This window comes from Nitrospirae bacterium CG2_30_53_67 (assembly GCA_001873285.1).
Classification (GTDB): domain Bacteria; phylum CG2-30-53-67; class CG2-30-53-67; order CG2-30-53-67; family CG2-30-53-67; genus CG2-30-53-67.
In genome coordinates this window covers 1-17252 of record MNYV01000056.1, presented here as the reverse complement: position 1 = coordinate 17252, position 17252 = coordinate 1, and the positions used below count along the sequence as shown (strand labels likewise).

Annotated in this window: 13 protein-coding genes; 7 read left to right on the top strand and 6 right to left on the bottom strand. The window is 51.8% G+C overall.

From position 1 onward, the window contains the following. Window positions 1–261 precede the first annotated feature (261 nt). Window positions 262–894, bottom strand: a complete 633-nt coding sequence (locus AUK29_03290; GenBank protein ID OIP65138.1) for a hypothetical protein — start codon at window positions 892–894, stop codon at window positions 262–264. A gap of 509 nt (window positions 895–1403) precedes the next feature. On the opposite strand from AUK29_03290, the gene AUK29_03285 reads away from it, so the two are divergent. The 5 genes from AUK29_03285 to AUK29_03265 all read left to right on the top strand — a co-directional run bounded on the left by AUK29_03285 (window position 1404) and on the right by AUK29_03265 (window position 8965). Continuing rightward, window positions 1404–2225: a hypothetical protein gene (locus AUK29_03285; GenBank protein OIP65137.1), complete on the top strand. Its 822-nt coding sequence runs from the start codon at window positions 1404–1406 to the stop codon at window positions 2223–2225. 277 nt (window positions 2226–2502) lie between these two features. After that, a complete protein-coding gene (locus AUK29_03280) occupies window positions 2503–3048 on the top strand; it encodes a hypothetical protein (GenBank protein OIP65136.1) in 546 nt (181 codons plus the stop codon). Window positions 3049–3546: 498 nt separating this feature from the next. Further along, window positions 3547–6993, top strand: a complete 3447-nt coding sequence (locus AUK29_03275) for a transcription-repair coupling factor (protein OIP65135.1) — start codon at window positions 3547–3549, stop codon at window positions 6991–6993. Between the two features lie 20 nt (window positions 6994–7013). Further along, window positions 7014–7985 (top strand): hypothetical protein, encoded by a 972-nt coding sequence (locus tag AUK29_03270; protein OIP65134.1) that lies wholly within the window; start codon window positions 7014–7016, stop codon window positions 7983–7985. A gap of 5 nt (window positions 7986–7990) precedes the next feature. Then, complete coding sequence (locus AUK29_03265; GenBank protein OIP65133.1) at window positions 7991–8965, top strand: hypothetical protein; 975 nt, start codon at window positions 7991–7993, stop codon at window positions 8963–8965. A gap of 25 nt (window positions 8966–8990) precedes the next feature. On the opposite strand, the gene AUK29_03260 is transcribed toward AUK29_03265, so the two are convergent. Beyond that, the gene (locus AUK29_03260) at window positions 8991–10436 is read right to left on the bottom strand and encodes an FAD-dependent oxidoreductase (GenBank protein ID OIP65132.1); all 1446 of its coding nucleotides are present in this window, start codon (window positions 10434–10436) and stop codon (window positions 8991–8993) included. Window positions 10437–10917: 481 nt separating this feature from the next. Here AUK29_03260 and AUK29_03255 point away from each other — a divergent pair, with 481 nt between their 5' ends. Continuing rightward, window positions 10918–11097, top strand: a complete 180-nt coding sequence (locus AUK29_03255) for a hypothetical protein (GenBank protein OIP65131.1) — start codon at window positions 10918–10920, stop codon at window positions 11095–11097. Between the two features lie 282 nt (window positions 11098–11379). Then, the gene (locus tag AUK29_03250; GenBank protein OIP65130.1) at window positions 11380–13032 is read left to right on the top strand and encodes a hypothetical protein; all 1653 of its coding nucleotides are present in this window, start codon (window positions 11380–11382) and stop codon (window positions 13030–13032) included. Between the two features lie 21 nt (window positions 13033–13053). Here the strand turns inward: AUK29_03250 and AUK29_03245 are convergent, their stop codons facing one another. The 4 genes from AUK29_03245 to AUK29_03230 all read right to left on the bottom strand — a co-directional run bounded on the left by AUK29_03245 (window position 13054) and on the right by AUK29_03230 (window position 16935). Next, a complete protein-coding gene (locus AUK29_03245) occupies window positions 13054–13806 on the bottom strand; it encodes a hypothetical protein (GenBank protein OIP65129.1) in 753 nt (250 codons plus the stop codon). Further along, complete coding sequence (locus tag AUK29_03240) at window positions 13803–15194, bottom strand: two-component system response regulator GlrR (GenBank protein ID OIP65128.1); 1392 nt, start codon at window positions 15192–15194, stop codon at window positions 13803–13805. The genes AUK29_03245 and AUK29_03240 overlap by 4 nt, the downstream gene beginning before the upstream one ends. A gap of 3 nt (window positions 15195–15197) precedes the next feature. Further along, window positions 15198–15743 carry a hypothetical protein gene (locus AUK29_03235; GenBank protein ID OIP65127.1) on the bottom strand — a complete coding sequence of 182 codons (546 nt, stop codon included), beginning with the start codon at window positions 15741–15743 and terminating at the stop codon, window positions 15198–15200. Window positions 15744–15900: 157 nt separating this feature from the next. Continuing rightward, complete coding sequence (locus tag AUK29_03230) at window positions 15901–16935, bottom strand: hypothetical protein (protein ID OIP65126.1); 1035 nt, start codon at window positions 16933–16935, stop codon at window positions 15901–15903. Window positions 16936–17252 lie beyond the last annotated feature (317 nt).

Here is a 17252-nt window from a genome sequence, read left to right as displayed (position 1 = left end):
CGGCATTCTGCGCTTTCGGAAGTATACCAACATCTCTCAGGCGATTCGGCACTACGCGGCCAAACAGCATCTGACCCTTAGCCTCATAGGCATCTGAGCCCTTTCATAGTAACTGTGCCAACGATAGTTACTTCTGCCCGATAACAAAACAGGTGCGCCTAAAAATGGGCGAAACAATTCTTAAATCCATAGAATAACGCCATGCGTTCGTTAGCACTCCATAAATCCACCCCTCGCATCTCCGCGATTACTGCCTTGGCGTCAGCTACGGCGACTTTGACGTGACCGTGATTGGATCCCGACCCAATAGACTTCTACGCTCCTCCCACGGGACGCATCAGGTTTGAAGACCCTGCCGTTTTCAAACAGCGAAAATGTCTTCTCTTTTAATATCTTGAAATCCTTGCCTTGAAAAACCTTGAGGATCAACCCCCCTCGGGGACGTAAAAAAAGGGGGACAAGCTCAAGTACGGCCTCCACAAGGAGCACGCTCCGATCATGATCGATTGAGGCAATACCCGTCGTATTCGGAGCCATGTCGGACATCATGAGATCGGCGGTCCGCCCTTCTAATTCCGAGCGGATCTTTTCAATGACCCCATCTTTCATGATGTCTCCCCGCACGATCCTGACCATAGGGATCGGTTCCATCGGAAGCAGGTCAACCGAAACCACGCGTCCCCCCTCTCCCACGATTCCGGCTGCCACCTGGCTCCATCCGCCGGGAGCAGAACCCAGATCCAGGACCCAGTCTCCGGGACGCATAACCCGGAACTTCTCCTGAATCTGAATGAGCTTATAGGCGGCTCTGGAACGGAGCTTCTCCTTATGCGCCTTTTTAACGTAAATATCCTGTTGATGTTCCAGGTTCCATCTTTTGGAAGAACGGCTCATCTCCCCATCCCTGATTCTTTAATTGCCAAGGTATGTATTGAGAATAAACGCGGATACGAATGAAGTCAATGCTATCTTATTTTTAAGGTTCTTCTCCTATTTAGTAGGTAAAAAGGGTTCGAGGATTCCAGGGGTCAAGGGGTCAAGTGTTCGTTTTCCAGTGATTTGATCAGCGCCTTGAGTATCCGCTCAACCTCATCAGGAAATCTTTTTGTTGTTTTGTAAATTTTCAAGCATCATTGATAAAACTTCTGCCAAACCTTTAACTCCTTGTCGTACTTGAGCACTTCACTTGACCCCTGGAATCCTTGAACCCTTGACCCCTGATGTTTTCACCCACTCTTTTGGAGATGATCTACTTTTAAAAACATGGGGTTCTCTATGATTTATTCTTGCAACAACCCGGGGCCGCGTGTATATTGAATACCGGTTCCTTTTCCTGTTGGCCGGTAAGAGAAGGGAAAAGGCTGCCCCATAAAAATATCCCTTTATAAATCAGGAGATCCCCAATGGAAAATAGAGAGAATGCACGCTACATTGTTCTGGCCAACGTCAACGGAAAGAAGACAGCCATCCGGCTGGACGGGTTGTATACGATATTACCGCCTCAGAACTTCCCCCTGCAGATCCCCAGGCAGATCCAGTATAAAGATGAACGCATACCGCTCTACGATGCAAAAGAGCTGGTCGGGTTTTTTGAGAATAAAACCCCTCCAAAGGTCTCCTATGAAAAGATGTATCGTGAACTTCTCGGCAAGGTCAAAGAGGTGTCTGATGAGATCGTTCGTCTCAAACAAGACCTGGTGAACAGCATGAGACAGGACCTGACTCAATTTCCCGTCAAGGGAATCCCTGCACCAGCCGCGAAGCTCTCCACGATCCTTGCGGCTGCAAATGAAGGGAGCAGCAACACCATGGATCTCCTGGAGAAGGTCAAGGCAAGTCAGGAAGATATGGCGGATAAATTTAACCTCATTAAAAAGACGCTGGAAGATATGAGAAAACAAGAAGGCGATCTCTTCAACAATATAGATGAGTTGAAGACCAACAGCGCCGAAAGCGGCGTCGATCTGACAAAAATGGCGGAATCCCTCTCCGCTCAGGACCGATCCGGCCAAAAACTTCATCAGGTGGTCAAACTCCAGGAAGACGTGGAAAACAAGCTGATCTCTATCCTTTTCAACTTCGGGATCAGGCTCCGAAAAGAAGAAAATCCTGAAGATGAAAACATCAAACGGGGAGAACAGATGCTCGACATGCTCCAAGGGGAGAAAAAAGATGCCATCCAGCAGGAAGAAGTGGACCGGCTCCTCTCCGAATTTTTAAAATAGGGTAATTTTTTACACAAAAAGAGAAAATATTTTCACAAAAAGGGAAAATATTTTCACACTCCTTCCCTTGAACCCATCAGGGTTGAAAATGGATCTCAAGAATGATAACTCTTTGTAAAACAATATTTATTTCGTTTTCCCCCTCTTCGGGCCAAAACCGATCTTGGACAAGAGACCGGATGATTATAAATTTATTTCTCCAATAAATATAAGAAGTTGGGTGATATTTGCCGGTTTGCCTGAATTTATTGGCATATTAATTGCTTTATAGATCTTTATGTTGAGTCATAACGAGCGAGCATTAATTCAGAATATCCTATCCGGGAACCGGGAAGCCTTCGATTCCTTATACAATACCTATTTCCATAAGGTTTACAACACGATTTTCCTGAAGGTTCGAGACCATGAGGTCAGCGAAGACCTCACCCAGGAAGTTTTTATCTCAATCATCGAATCCCTTGGGCATTTTGAAGGCAAGTCTTCGCTTCTCTGCTGGATTTACGGTATTACAAAAAATACGGTCCATAACTGGTTCCGAAGCAAGAGGCGTAAAATCCAAGCCGTTCAGGAGACAGAAGAAAGCCATTTTGAAAACTTTTATATGGAAAACGATACCCCCCTTTCAAAAATCGAATACCAGGAATTTCTCCTGGCGTGCAATAAAAAGCTTGCAAAAATCGACTCTGAAAGCCGGGAGATCTTCTTAAAAAAACATTTCGACGGTCTGAGCATCAAAGAGATCGCAAAAGAGACGCGAAAGTCCACGGGTTCCATCAAAACGACCCTTTACCGGACCAAACAGCTCCTCCTTGAAGAGATCTGATCCGCATATCGGTTTCTTTATAACACGCTATCTTCTCCCGCTCTCATTCACAGCATACAGCATCAGGTTCAGGCATTTTTCTCCTCTGGTTCTTTCCATCTTGAATTTGATCGTTTTCCTTCTTGTTGAATGACGATGAGATGGGATATAATTTTAGTTCTTCTCCCATCTAGTGGGTAAAAAAGTTTCGAGGACCCAAGGGGTCGAGGGGCCAAGGGGTCAAGGATTCAAGTGAAATACTGAAACGCAAGCAAAATCTCTAGAAAAAAACACTGGGGCCCTTGACCCCAGGATGCCTTAGTGTAGTAGCCGTCGCAGACGACAAGTATAGAGCAAAACGGGACACGCGAAGCGTAACCATAGGACACTCGGCCCCTTATGTTTTTAGCATTTCACTTGACCCCTGGAATCCTTGACCCCTTGAACCCTGATGTTTTACGCACACTCTTTTGGAGATGGTATATAATTTTTGATTTAAACCCTTGAGATTTTTTCCGTATGGTAGAAATCAACACGCTCCAGGATTTGGAACGCCTATGGGAAGCCCTGATTCAAGGAGAGGGGAAACCCATCTGTTTCACAGGGCTGCAAGGCGCATCCAGGATGCTGGTCCTTTCACACTTACTGAAAACCGCACCCCATCCTCTCCTCATCATGACCTCTACTCCATCCGAGGCTGAGAAGATTTTCAATGACTTTATTTTTTTTTCTCAGGAGGCAAAGGGGAGACAAAAAGACATTCCGGAGCCGCGCCTCTTTCCCCAATGGGAAGTCCTTCCTTACGATGACAAGAGCCCTCACCCTGAGATCGTAAAAGAACGGTTAAGCATCCTTTACCGCCTTGTCCACGGTGATCGCCTCATGGTCGTCACGACCGTCCGGGCGGCGCTTCAGCGCATCCTGTCCAGGGTCGTGTTGAAACGGGGGGCTTTGGAGATTCATGTAGGCGACGTCCTCGATCCGGATTCATTCATGGATCAGATCCGCCGTCTTGGATACCGGAGGGAGGAACTGGTTGATCGACCGGGTACATTCAGCCGCAGGGGGGGTATCCTGGACATTTTCCCGCCTAACCAGCCCTATCCTTTCCGCATGGAATTCTTCGGCGACGAGGTTGAATCGATCCGGATCTTCTCTCCGGAAGACCAGCGCTCTTCTCATCAGGTCGGAAGCATCCGGACCATCCTCTCCCGAGAGATCCTGTTGGACCCGCCGGCCATGGACCATTTTAGAAAACGGACCGGCGGCGCTTTGCACTCCCTCTCGGCGCTTCCGGACCCGGAGGAGGCGCCGGATGGCGTGGAGTTCTATGCGCCCCTTTTTTGTCCTGACATGGAGACCATCTTCGATTATATGCCTGATCAGACGATCGTGGTCCTGGACCAGGCTGAAGAGATTCAAAATCAGGCTGTATCCTTCGGGAGAGAGATCGAGGAACGCTATGCCCTGGCTTCGTACCAGGATCGAATGCCTTGCGGGATCCCGGATCTCTACATGGGAAGCGGTGAACTGACCGCAAGGATTAAGGACCGAAGATCCCTGAGCTTCGCCTTGATTCCACAGGAAGGAGAAGAAGAGGCCCGCATTCAGACCGAATCCATTGGAAGTCTTGCCGTTCCTGGAAAGAGCCGTATCGCCTCCCTCTGCGAAGTGGTCAGAGGAATGAAGAATCAGGCAAGAATCTGCATATCCGTACGCACTCCGGGACAGGCCAATCGCATGATGGAGCTTCTTTCAAAAGAGGAGAAGATCCCCTCCGCCCGCTGCGACCTATTTTCCGATCTACCGAATGAAAAAGGGATTGTGGGAATCGTCGTCGGCCCTCTATCGGCAGGGTTTGGTTTTCCGATCTTCGATCTTGCCTGCATCACCGAGGATGAAATTTTCGGAATCAAGAGGGTCCGCAGGTCATCCAAACCCCTCCGGGAAGGGCCTTTCCTGAGCAGCCTCTCCGAACTCAAGGAAGGGGATTTTGTGGTTCATCTGGATCACGGCATCGGACGGTACCGCGGGTTAAGAGAGGTCGGTTTAGACGGGATGGATTGCGACCTGATTCTGATTGAATATGCAGGGGGGGATCTCCTCTATGTGCCGCCGGAGAAGATCCGCCTTCTCCAGAAATATTCCGGAAGCGAAGGACACTCGGTTCGGGTGGACCGCCTTGGCGGAACCGGATGGGAGAAGCTCAAACAAAAAGTAAAAAAATCCATCGAAGATATGTCCCGTGAACTTCTTGAACTCTATGTGCAGCGGAAAGTCGCCCAAGGAACCGCATTTTCGCCGCCGGACCATCTCTTCCATGAATTAGAGGAGACCTTCGAATACGAAGAGACCCCGGACCAGCAGCGGGCCATCGAGGAGGTTCTGGAAGACATGCAGAAACCCACACCCATGGACCGGCTGGTCTGCGGCGACGTGGGGTTCGGAAAAACCGAAGTGGCCATCCGGGCCGCCTTCAAGGCCGTTCTCGACGGCAAGCAGACGGCCATCCTGGTCCCAACCACCCTTCTGGCACAGCAGCATTACGACTCTTTTACACAGAGGTTCAGTCCTTTTCCTGTGAAAGTGGAGATGCTGAGCCGGTTCAAGCCGAGAAGGGAACAAAAAGAGATCCTCGAAAAGCTCCGTCTTGGACAGGTGGATATCCTGATCGGCACGCACCGCCTCCTATCTAAGGACCTCGTGTTCAAGGACTTGGGACTCCTGGTGATCGACGAGGAACAGCATTTCGGCGTCCGCCACAAGGAAAAGCTCAAACAGCTCCGCAAGGAAGTGGATGTATTGACCCTGACCGCCACGCCCATACCGAGGACCCTGGAGATGGCTTTTTTGGGAATCCGTGACATCAGCATCATCAATACCCCGCCGGAGAACCGCCTCTCCATCTACACCAAGGTGGCCCGATTCTCTGATGAAATCATCCGGGAGGCTGTCCTTCGAGAGTTGAACAGGGGAGGGCAGGTTTTTTTTGTTCACAACCGGGTCAGCGACATCCATCGGATGGCCGACTACATCCACAGGATTGTCCCGGAAGTCAGGATTGATGTAGCCCATGGACAGATGGAAGAAAATCGGCTCAAAGATGTCATGGACCGATTTCTGGATAAAAAAATCGATCTCCTGGTCACCACCAGCATCATCCAATCCGGACTGGACATTCCCAATGCCAATACCATGATCATCCACCGTCCTGAGGAGTTCGGCCTCGGCCAGCTCTACCAGCTCCGGGGAAGAATCGGCAGAATGGATCACCGGGCCTATGCCTACCTCCTGACCCGTTCAGAAAAATCCATGAGTGAAGAGGCACGGCAGCGCCTGCAGGTCATTCAGGAACTCACTGAACTCGGCTCGGGCTTTCAGCTCGCCGCACGAGATCTTGAGATCCGGGGCTCAGGCAACCTCCTCGGCTCCCAGCAGTCCGGATTTATTGCCTCAATCGGTTTCGATCTTTATATGCAGCTGGTCGACGAGGTCGCCTCTGAATTGAAAGGAGAAAAAAAGGTCCAACCGGTCGAGCCGTCCATCCACATGCAGGTCTCTGCAAGAATCCCCAAGAGTTATCTCCGGGAAAACCGACTCCGGATCGACCTTTATCAGAGAGTGGCCCGGCTGGATGACCCTGCCGACCTGGCCAGGATCATGGATGAAACCCGGGACCGGTTCGGCCCCCATCCCCAGGAGCTTGAGAATCTCTTCCGGATCATTGAATTGAGAATTCTGGCGCGCCGCCTTCACATCAGCGAAATCCTGGAGCAAGACAAAAGGATCCTGTTCACCTTTGACAAGGAGACCCCGGTTCCTCAGGAAAGGGTCTTGCGGCTGATTCGTGCTTCCTCGAACCGGATCCGTCCGGTCTCTGAATTCCAGTTGGAACTGGTCAAGCCGGACGGGAACTTCGAGGAGTCGTGGTCCATGACCAAAAACCTCTTGCAGGAACTCATCTGATTATGATAGCTCTGTATAGTATGTTTTGGAAGATCTTTCATCAAAAGCGCTCTGCTTTTTTTATCATGGCCGGGGTTGCCCTTTTCCTTGGCGGCCTGCTCGCCCTCAGCTCCGGGTGCTCGGAGAAAAAGGCCGGCGTTCCCGAGCAGGCCGCGGCCAGAGTCAATGGGGAATCTATTCTCAAGAAGGACCTGGAAAGAGAGATGTTTCAAGTGAATAAGGACTTCTCCGCACACCCTTCACCTGAGGACGCCAGGAAGTTTTCAGCAGAGATCCTTCGCCAGATGATCCGGAAACGCCTCCTGATCCGGGAAGCCGAGAAAAACGGCATTGATTTGACCCCGGAGCAGATCCAGCAGGTGGTCACGGAGCAGAAAGGGGATATCTCGAAAGAGGACCTTGAAAAGATCCTTCAAGAGGCGGGGATGACCTATCAGGAATGGATGAACCGGATCAAGGATGACCGCAGGATCGAAACACTGATCCATCAGGTCATCGATCCCAAGATCCGGATCACGGAGGAGGAACTGGCCGCTTATTATCAGAATCACCCGGATGAATTTACTCTGCCTGAACGCGTGAGGGTACGCCAAATCGTGCTTCCCAACCAGAAGGATGCCGAGAAGGCTCGAGAGCGCCTGGTCCATGGCGGGGAGGACTTCGGCCTGGTGGCCCATGAGGTCTCGCTCAGCCCGGATGCGGATCTCGGAGGGGATATTGGTATCTTCTCCCGAGGGCAGATGCCTCCGGATTTTGACAAGGTCTGTTTCACGCTGCAGGTCGGGGAGATCAGCCCGGTTGTCAAAACACCTTACGGATATCATATCTTCCGAGTAGAGGAACGCCTACCGGCGGGGAAGACCCTGTTCAAAGAAGTCAGAAAGATCATCTACAGCAAACTTTTCTCTGAAAAACGCGAGCAGGCCTTCATGGTCTACCAGAAGGACCTCTGGAACCGTGCGGAGATCACCCTGCTCAATGAAAAGAGGTAACCATCATGATGCGCACTTTTGTTTTCATCGTTATCTTCTTTGTCTGCTTGGCTCCGGCCCATGCCGTGGTGCTTGATCGGATCGTGGCTGTAGTCAACGATGAGGTCATCACCCAGAGTGAATTGAAGAGCCTCGAGCTCTCGGTCCTGAAAAGCACGCCCGAACAGCCGGGCCGGGAAAGACCCGTGGTCAACATGGACGACCTCCTTGACAACCTGATCGACAAGAAGATCAAGCTGCATAAGGCCGAGGAACTCAACATCAAGGTCTCGGATGAAGAACTCCAGGCGGCCATTCAGCAGATCCTTGTCAGGAACAAGATCACCGAGGAGGCCCTCAAGGAGAAACTGAAATCGGAAGGATTCTCATGGGCCGAATACAAAAAAGAGATCCAGGAACAGATGATCCTCTCCTCGCTTGTAAACCAGGAGGTGCGATCCAAGATCTTGATCATGCCCGAGGATCTCGAGAAAGGCTACCAGGAGCATATGGAGAGGTATTCCATGGGCGAAAAGAAACATCTCCTCAGTATATTTCTCTCCGTGCCTGAAAAGGCCGAAGAGGAAGAGATTCAGGCCAGGAACCGGCTGGCTGATGAGCTGCGGCAGCGCGCCCTGAGCGGAGAACCCTTCCGGGATCTCGCGGTAGAGTACTCAGACGGCCGAGAGGCAAAAGAGGGTGGAGACTTAGGGTATCTTTCCCAGGATGATCTCAGGAGCGAAATGAGCCCGGCGGTCGCCGAGATGAAACCGGGCGATGTGAGCCCCGTGATCCGGATCAAGGAAGGGTTCGTCCTGCTGAAGGTTGAGGATGTCCATGCCGCCTCACACACCCCCTTTGAAGAGGTCAAAGAGAAGATCCGTGATGAATTGTATCAGGAAAAGCTCAAACAACGCTATGAGGCCTGGCTCAATGAATTGAAGGGCAAGGCCTATATCGAGAGGAAACCGGCCTCGCCTGAAGACCGGCCGGGCGGATAGTCCCGTAGCCGTCAAGTAGGCCGTCTTACTTGATCAGGAGGCGGGGAATAACATGCCTGCCGCCCTTGTCTTTTTTGGCTGGAGACTTGCGGGTCTTTTTGGAGGTTTTTCTTGAGATGGCCTGCCCGGCAAGAATCCCGCTGGCCGAAGCCTGGATCAGCCCCCGCGTAATGCCGGCGCCGTCCCCCACCACGAAGAGGTTCCTGATCTTCGTCTCCATGTTCCGGTCCACCTCGATGCGGTGAGAATAGAACTTGACCTCCACGCCGTAGAGGAGCGTGTGGCGTGAGTTCACCCCCGGGGCGATCTGATCCATGGCCTCAAGCATCTCCGTGATATCCTTGATATACCGGTAAGGCAGGACGAAACTGAGATCTCCGGGCGTGGCGCTTTCGAGGGTGGGGCGCACCGAAGAGTGGGCAATGCGCTCGGGTGTGGAGCGGCGGCCGTTGAGCAGGTCTCCCAGCCTCTGGACGATCACCCCTTTTCCCAGGAGATTGGCAAGCCGGCTGATATACCGGCCGTAGGCAATGGGATCATCGAAGGGTTCGGTGAATATGGTGGAGACCAGCAGGGCGAAATTGGTGTTCTCGGTTTTTTTTTCAGCATAGGAGTGGCCGTTCACGGTCATGATGTCGCCCGTATATTCGGTAACCACCTTTCCATACGGATTCATGCAGAAGGTCCGGACCTTGTCATCGAAGGTCTTTGAATAGTAAATCAGCTTGGATTCATAGGTTGCGGACGTGAGTTCCTCCAGAACCGCGGCGGGGAGCTCCACACGGAGGCCGATGTCCACAGGACTCGGAATGGCCGCAAGGCCCAGCCGCCTGGACTCCCCCCGCATCCAGTCGGACCCGACCCGGCCGGGTGCGGAGACCACAAATTTTGCGGGAATGAATTCCCCCTCTTCGGTTTCCACACCTTTCACCATGCCGTCTTGTACCCGGATGCTTTTCACCTGGGTTTGGGTCCTGATCTCAAGGCGCCCATTCAGGTCGCTGCGGATCCGTTTCAGGACCAGATAGCAATTTTCAGTCCCCAGGTGCCGCACCTCCATCTCGACAAACGTCATCTCCGCCTTTTTGGCCAGCGCCTTGATCCTCCGGGTCTCCCGGCTCGACCCGCCGTAAATTTTCGCTGGAGCCCCGTAATCGACGAACCGCTTGTCGGCCGTTCGGATCAGTTCTTCAAGTTCAGACCTGGGAACCAGTTCACCGAGGAACCCGCCCACCTCAGTCGTGAGCGTCAGCTTCCCGTCGCTGAACGCTCCGGCGCCGCCCCACCCCGTCAGGATGGAACAGGGGCTGCAATGCAGGCAATGTCCATTGTTTTCCCTGGCAGGGCAGCGCCTCTTTGAAAGGTCACTCCCACGTTCCAGAAGAAGGAGATCACTGATCCCCTGGTCCAACAAGGTCATTGCGGCAAAAATCCCTGCAGGCCCGGCTCCAATGATGATCACGTCAGGCATATCACCTCACCGCTTTACGGGTCGTTTGAAGGCGACCTTTCAAATGAAAAAAATGTTATCGAGATATGTCTTATTATACACGACCTGTTCCGTTCTTTACAATATAGAGATCAGGGGCCGGAACCCTGTCATAAGATCGGCTCAAAATTTTGTCATTGACAAAAACTTAACGGCCATTTTAGTCCAGACTGATCTATATAGACCGACTTTTCAGGCCTTTTTAAGGTCTCTTGCCGGCTTTTCACCATCAGGCCGGTAAAAAAAAATAAAATAAATTTCATGGTTCAATCCATACAGGCGGTGCTAACCAGTGATGATTATTCAATATATTGTAGATTGGAAGCGATCTTCCCTCCTCCCTGCCTTCGTGGAAGTGTTTCAAGACAAGAACTGGCACATGATTTGCTATATCACCCTATAGATTGCATTTAGCTCTTGACAAAAACCGTGGATCTGGATTCGTAGAATAGGAGGTCACCCCATGCACTGCGGCAAATGTGGTTCCAAGATGTTCAGAGATGACACCCGGTTTCTTCCTTTAAACCGTGACGAAGGCGGGGCCATCTTCTTTGATGTCTACTATAAATGCCCCATCTGCTCCAGGGTGGTCTTCCTTGGGCTGGATGAACAGATTGAGCGAGAAAGCATCAACGTTGCATAACCCCCATTCCCCCAGGGGTATCGCAATGGTACCCCGCAAGTGAGTGGTTTCACCACTGAACTGCAGGAGAGCGTACGGGCCCGGCTCACCCGTATCATCTCCTGCAGTTTTTTTTTGCCTAGGAAAAATCATACCGCATGTGTCATTTCCTGCAGGACGGAACCTCACCCACGTTGAACCGGGGGCAGCGGCAAGTCAAACATAATACTTGATTACGGATCCATTCCCTGCTATGATACCTGCGCTTCTGAAGAGGTATGGAAAAAGCATAGGGAGGATTTTGTGCCCAACACTCGAATTTCTATCCTCTGCATCGACGAAAATAAAAGCTTCGCCAAAACAGCCGAGGGGATCCTGAAAAAAGATCTCAGCGGCGCCTCCTTTGCCTTTGTGCAGAACGGCGAGTCCGCCCTGCACCATCTCAGTGAACATCCCGTTGACCTGGTTCTGGTCGGCCATCATACTCCCAAATTTGACGGCCTCAGCATGATGGAGGATATTCGTAAAAAGAAGATTGATACGGCCATCATCATGATCGCTTCTCAGGGGAATGAACGGACGGCCGTGGAGGCCATGAAGCGCGGCGCCTACGACTACATCTCCAAAAAAGAATTGACCGCCTCGACCTTGAGTTCCGCCATCAGGAATGCCATCAGCCAGAAACGCATAGAGGAAAAAAAGCGGCAGAAAGGGGAACGGATCAAGGAGCAGGCCGCACAGGACGGCCTGACCGGTCTTTATAACCACCGGTATTTTAAATATCTCATGGAAAAGGAGTTCCGTCAGGCGCTTCGCTATGCCTATCCTCTCCATTGTATCATGCTGGACCTGGATGACTTTAAATCCATCAACGACACTTACGGCCACATCTTCGGTGATTCGGTCCTGCAAAAGAGCGCTGAAATCCTGCGGAGGCAGATGAGGGATGTTGATCTCCTGGCCCGGTACGGCGGGGAAGAATTCGTCATGCTCTGTTCGCACATCAAAAAAGACGGGGTCCTCACTCTTTGTGAACGGATACGGGAAAGCTTTTTCTGCCGGACGTTCCAGGATGGAGAAAATTCCGCACGCGTGACCGCGAGCATCGGAGTGGCCGGAAGCACCGACCCGAGCGTGACGGAACCTCAGGTCCTGATCCGTCATGCGGATGAGGCCCTTTACGAAGCCAAGCACAGGGGCAAGAACAATGTCTGTCACTGGAAGGAAAAACAGTCCTTTGATGAGTTGTTAAACAACGAGTACCAGCAAAAGATCGCGCATTACCAGAATCGTTTCATCGGTTTTACCCAGGAGATGGTTGACAAATTCATCGAATACAGCAAAACCATCGTGGAAGAAATTGAAAAGAAAGACCGAAGAACGGCGCAGCATTCTCCCAACGTGACCCGCTATGCGGTCTCCCTTGCCAAGGCGCTTCATCTTCCCCAGCCGGAGATCAACTCCATCCGGCTGGCCGGCATGCTTCATGACATCGGCAAGGCTGGGATCGACCCGCAGATCCTTTATAAAAAAGGGGGATACAACCCCAAGGAGTTCAGGATCATGAAGCTCCACCCCCTGTTCAGCGCAAAGATGATTGAGCCTCTGAACTTCCTGGACAAGGAGCTGCAGATCATCCTGCAGCATCATGAACGTTTTGACGGCAAGGGGTATCCCACTGGAAGAAAAGGACGGGAGATCTGCCGGGGCGCGCGTATCCTCTCCATTTGCGACGCGTACGATGCCATGATTTCCGGAAGGAGCTATAAAAAAAAGCTTTCTCAGAAAGGCGCATGCTCCCAGATAGGCGAGGGATCCGGAAGTCAGTTTGATCCGAACCTGTCCCAGATCTTTCTAAGCCTGGTAGAAAGCCAAGCCCTCAATCAACCGACATCCTCGGCCGCAGGGACGCAAAAAATGACCGCCATGGAATCAAACCTCAAAAGAAACCGCTGATTCCGGCTGCATCTCCAATCATCATGAACCGGACTGAAACCCATAGATGGATTTCATCTCTTTGGAATAAGCGCCGGTTTTATCCCGGTAGATGATAAAGGGCGCCTCCATTCTCATCCCCGCCCCGGCCCCCTTGACCGCCTCGACCATCACGAGGACCGGCGGGGTCTCCGGAAAGGAGTGGATGGTCTGCATTCTTCGCGGCTCGAGGTGATCCTGTCTGAGCTGCTGGATCAGGTCGGCCAGACGTTCAGGAAGATAGATCAAAGAAAATTTCCCATGTCTCTTCAGGAGATAAGCCGCTGCATGGATCAGATCGGGAAGGGTGAGTTCGATCTCATGTCTTGCAATAGCTTTTTCCGGGTCCGGATTCATCCTGCCTGAACGGACCTTGCGAAAGGGGGGATTGGAGCAGACGGCATCTGTTTTCGCAGGATCGAAATATTCTTCAATCCTGCGGATGTCTCCATGGACCGCCTGCACCCGGCCCTCAAGACCATTGAGCGCCAGGTTCCTCGCCATGAGGCCGTAGAGCCGTTTTTGGATCTCCAGCCCCACGATAGGACAGGCAGGATCCCGTTTTGCCAGGATCATGGAGATCACGCCTGCGCCGGCGCCGAGTTCCACCACGGCGTCCCCTTTCTTGAGATGAAGGAAGAATGCAAGGATCAGGGAATCCAGGGAGTAGCGATACCCTCTCCTGGGTTGGAGGATGCGGATCCCGGCCGTGGAAAGCGTGTCGAGGGTCTCATGAGGTCCTGGTTCTATGGTCATCTTACAGCATCCGGAGGCCTTCCGGAAACGTTCCTGAAGGCCTCTCGTTGAATCCCGTGCTTTTTCATAATATTGTAAAAATCAGCGCGCTGCTTCCCCGCCATTTGGGCCGCATGGGTCACATGCCCCCCGGTCATCTTAAGGAGATGGGTCACATATTCCTTTTCAAAAACATCCCGCGCCTCTCTGAAATTCAGAAATTTCCTGTGCCGGTGTTCATCCTGATCAAAGAGGAAGTCTTGAGAACCGAGAACCGGATTACGAGCCATCACCATGCCCTGTTCGATCCGGTTCTCCAGTTCCCGGACATTCCCCGGCCAGTTCTGCTGCATGAGCTGCTGCACGGCCACAGGGTCAATTCCCTCGATCTTTTTCCCCACCCGGCTCGAATGCTTCCGGATAAAATGGTCGATCAGAAAAGGAATATCCTCCTTGCGTTCCCTGAGCGGCGGGATATGAATGGGAATGACATGAATTCGATAGTAGAGATCCTCACGGAACTTTCCCTGTTCAACGGACTTTTCTATGTTCTGATTGGTGGCCGTGATGATCCTGACATCCACTTTGAGCGACCGGGTTGAACCGATGGGGTTAAACTCTTTTTCCTGCAAGACACGAAGAAGCTTGGCTTGAATGGAAAGAGGGGCCTCGCCGATTTCATCCAGAAAGATCGTCCCCCCATCCGCCCGGAGAAAATATCCATCCTGAGAGGCGCCGGCCCCGGTATAGGAGCCCCGCTCATGTCCGAAGAGTTCATTCTCCAGAAGGGTTTCCGGGATTGCCGCACAATTCACGGTAATAAAAGGCCCTCCGGCCCTGCGGCTATGGGCGTGAATCGCCCTGGAGAAGAGTTCCTTGCCGGTTCCGCTCTCACCGGTCAGTAAAATGGTGGAGTCGGACGGAGCCGCCTGGACCACCTGGTCGAAAATGCCCTGCATGAGACGGCTTCTCCCCACGATGTTCTTGAAACTGAACCGGTCTTCCACCAGACTTTTGAGATTATAAATCTTCTTCTCAAGCCGCCTTTTTTCAAGGGCCCTTTCAACATGGAAAGTGATCTCTTTATCTTCAAAGGGCTTGGTCAGATAACTGAACGCCCCTTTCTGCATGGCCTCCACCGCATTGGGGATACTGCCATGCGCGGTGAGAATGATCACCGGAAGTTCCGGATCCATCCTTCTGATTTCTTCCAAAAGATCCATCCCGTCGAGCCCCGTCATCCTGAGGTCGGTCAGCACCAGATCGTATCTTTCCTGCTTCAGCCTGCTCAGGGCCTGCTCCGTGCTCTTCACCTTGAACGGTTCGAACCCCTTGGACTCAAGACGCATGCATAAGACCTCGAGGATATTCGGATCATCATCAACAAGTAGAATTCGTTCTTTAGACATGGCCTACTCCAGCTTCTTTTTCTGTTCTTCCAATTGAAGGTCGATCTCTTTGATCTTTCTGATGTCCTGCATCAATCTCTGAATCTTCTCATCCTGGATGGCATTATACCCCTTGAGGGTCTCGGCTTCGGCTTCGCTGCGATGGATCTCCTCGATCAGGAGGAGGATGGCCTGAACTTCCCGGCTGCGTTTGCTTCCCGGATAGTTCTTCAGGAATGCCTTTGCAACCCGCCCGGCTTCCCTGTAGTCCCTGTTGGGGTTATCTCCATAGGATTGAATCAGAATGATCCGGAACAGGGCCTCCTCCTCAACCTCCCGGTGATGCGCCTCCTCATAAATACGGCGGGTGTCATGCAGGGCGCTCCGGTATTTCCCGTCATGGAACAACTGATCTGCATTAAGAAAGAATTCATCCGGAGAACTGATCTTCTCCTGTTTTTTACTCTCTCCACCATCGGACCGGCTCGAAAAATTTTTAAGATCATAGGGAGGCAAACAAGCGGCGCAAAGCAGGAAAATTAAAAAAAAGTATGTTTTGTGAATCTTCATGCCGATACCGTCACTTCCTTCCTCATGACGGGAAGATCAAAATAAAAACGGCTCCCCGCGCCCCGTTCGCTCTCTGTCCAGATCCTTCCGCCATGTCCCTCAATATAATATTTGCAGATGGAGAGACCCAGGCCCGTTCCTTTCGCCGGCTTCCCCATCAGGGGGTCGGCCTGCCGGAACCGTTCAAAGATTTTAGGTATGGCATCATTCCTGCCCTGAGTCTGGAGAGGTCGAGGACGTTGTTGATCAGGCGGATCAGCTTTCCGGTCTCCTCCTGAATAATGCAGAGCACCCTTTTCTGCTTATCCGTGATGTGACCCGGGACCTGATCCAGCATCAGCGATGCGGCCGCCTTGATGGAGGTCAGCGGCGTGCGGAGTTCATGCGACATGTTGGCAATGAATTCCCGTTTCATCTCCTCCAGCTCCGAGAGCCTCTGGGTCATGATATTAAAGGCCCGTGCCAGGTCTCCAAATTCGTCCTTGGAAGAGATCAAAATCCGCTTCTCAAAAATCCCTTCAGAGATATACTGTGTCCCCTGCTTGAGTTTTTGAATCGGCTCCTGGATACTCCGGATCATGAGCCAGGCCATGAGCAAGCCGAAAAGCCCCATGGAGGCCACAATCCCGATCGTGATCGTATAGGCCCGCTGGCTGAACGCCTGCGCTTCACTCATCTTCCGGGCAATGGACAACTCTTCAATCCGGATGATCTCCTCGATCCTCCCGGTCATCGCCAGGACCTCGGCCTCACCCATCATGCCCCTTCCGGAAAGCTCGGCCTCGCCTTTACCCTGATCACCGGGAACGTCCTCCACGGCTGAGAGAAAACCTTTGATATGCCGCTCATGCAACCGCTGGATCTCTTCCAGATCTTTCATAAAAGGAACACCCCTTCTCCCTGCCATCAGTTGAAGAAGGATTTTATCAAACTCCTCTCCTTTTGAAAGGGCGAGGGAAAGGAAATCCCGGTCGTGCACTACGAGGTACTTCTTTTCGTTTCCCACCTGGGACAGGAAAAGGTCAAGAAGCCGCTTCTCCAGATCCATGGAGAAGACCTCCCCCTGGACCATGGACCGGGTTTGGCGGTTCAATCGGTTGAGCTCATAGACCGCATAGAACCCCTCCACCAGGACCAGACAGATCATGATGAAGTAGCCCAGAAAGATCTTTCGGGTGAGAGTGAGTTTCATGATCGTTAATAGCCTTTTCCCGGAGAGAAAATATTTACCTTTATACGTCTCTTACAGGGAATTGTCAACAGGTTCCAAGAGGAGGGGTCTGCGACATAGTTGTAGGTAGAATTGACAAAAAGGGCAAAATGCCTTATAATCTGGTAGCTCATTAAACTACCAGACTATAAGGAGGGCATATGCCGGAATCTTTGTCAGAGCTGGAACGGAGACGGGATGGTCTTTGTGAGAGATTGAAAACACTTGGTGATTTCAGGCGAGGTAGTATCTCGGTCAATTATCGTAAATGCGGCAAGCCGAATTGCATATGCGCACAG

Coding starts and splice junctions, on each gene's coding strand:
- AUK29_03290 (OIP65138.1), bottom strand. CDS start 894: ATGAGCCGTTCTTCCAAAAGATGGAACCTGGAACATCAACAGGATATT.
- AUK29_03285 (OIP65137.1), top strand. CDS start 1,404: ATGGAAAATAGAGAGAATGCACGCTACATTGTTCTGGCCAACGTCAAC.
- AUK29_03280 (OIP65136.1), top strand. CDS start 2,503: ATGTTGAGTCATAACGAGCGAGCATTAATTCAGAATATCCTATCCGGG.
- AUK29_03275 (OIP65135.1), top strand. CDS start 3,547: ATGGTAGAAATCAACACGCTCCAGGATTTGGAACGCCTATGGGAAGCC.
- AUK29_03270 (OIP65134.1), top strand. CDS start 7,014: ATGTTTTGGAAGATCTTTCATCAAAAGCGCTCTGCTTTTTTTATCATG.
- AUK29_03265 (OIP65133.1), top strand. CDS start 7,991: ATGATGCGCACTTTTGTTTTCATCGTTATCTTCTTTGTCTGCTTGGCT.
- AUK29_03260 (OIP65132.1), bottom strand. CDS start 10,436: ATGCCTGACGTGATCATCATTGGAGCCGGGCCTGCAGGGATTTTTGCC.
- AUK29_03255 (OIP65131.1), top strand. CDS start 10,918: ATGCACTGCGGCAAATGTGGTTCCAAGATGTTCAGAGATGACACCCGG.
- AUK29_03245 (OIP65129.1), bottom strand. CDS start 13,806: ATGACCATAGAACCAGGACCTCATGAGACCCTCGACACGCTTTCCACG.
- AUK29_03240 (OIP65128.1), bottom strand. CDS start 15,194: ATGTCTAAAGAACGAATTCTACTTGTTGATGATGATCCGAATATCCTC.
- AUK29_03235 (OIP65127.1), bottom strand. CDS start 15,743: ATGAAGATTCACAAAACATACTTTTTTTTAATTTTCCTGCTTTGCGCC.
- AUK29_03230 (OIP65126.1), bottom strand. CDS start 16,935: ATGAAACTCACTCTCACCCGAAAGATCTTTCTGGGCTACTTCATCATG.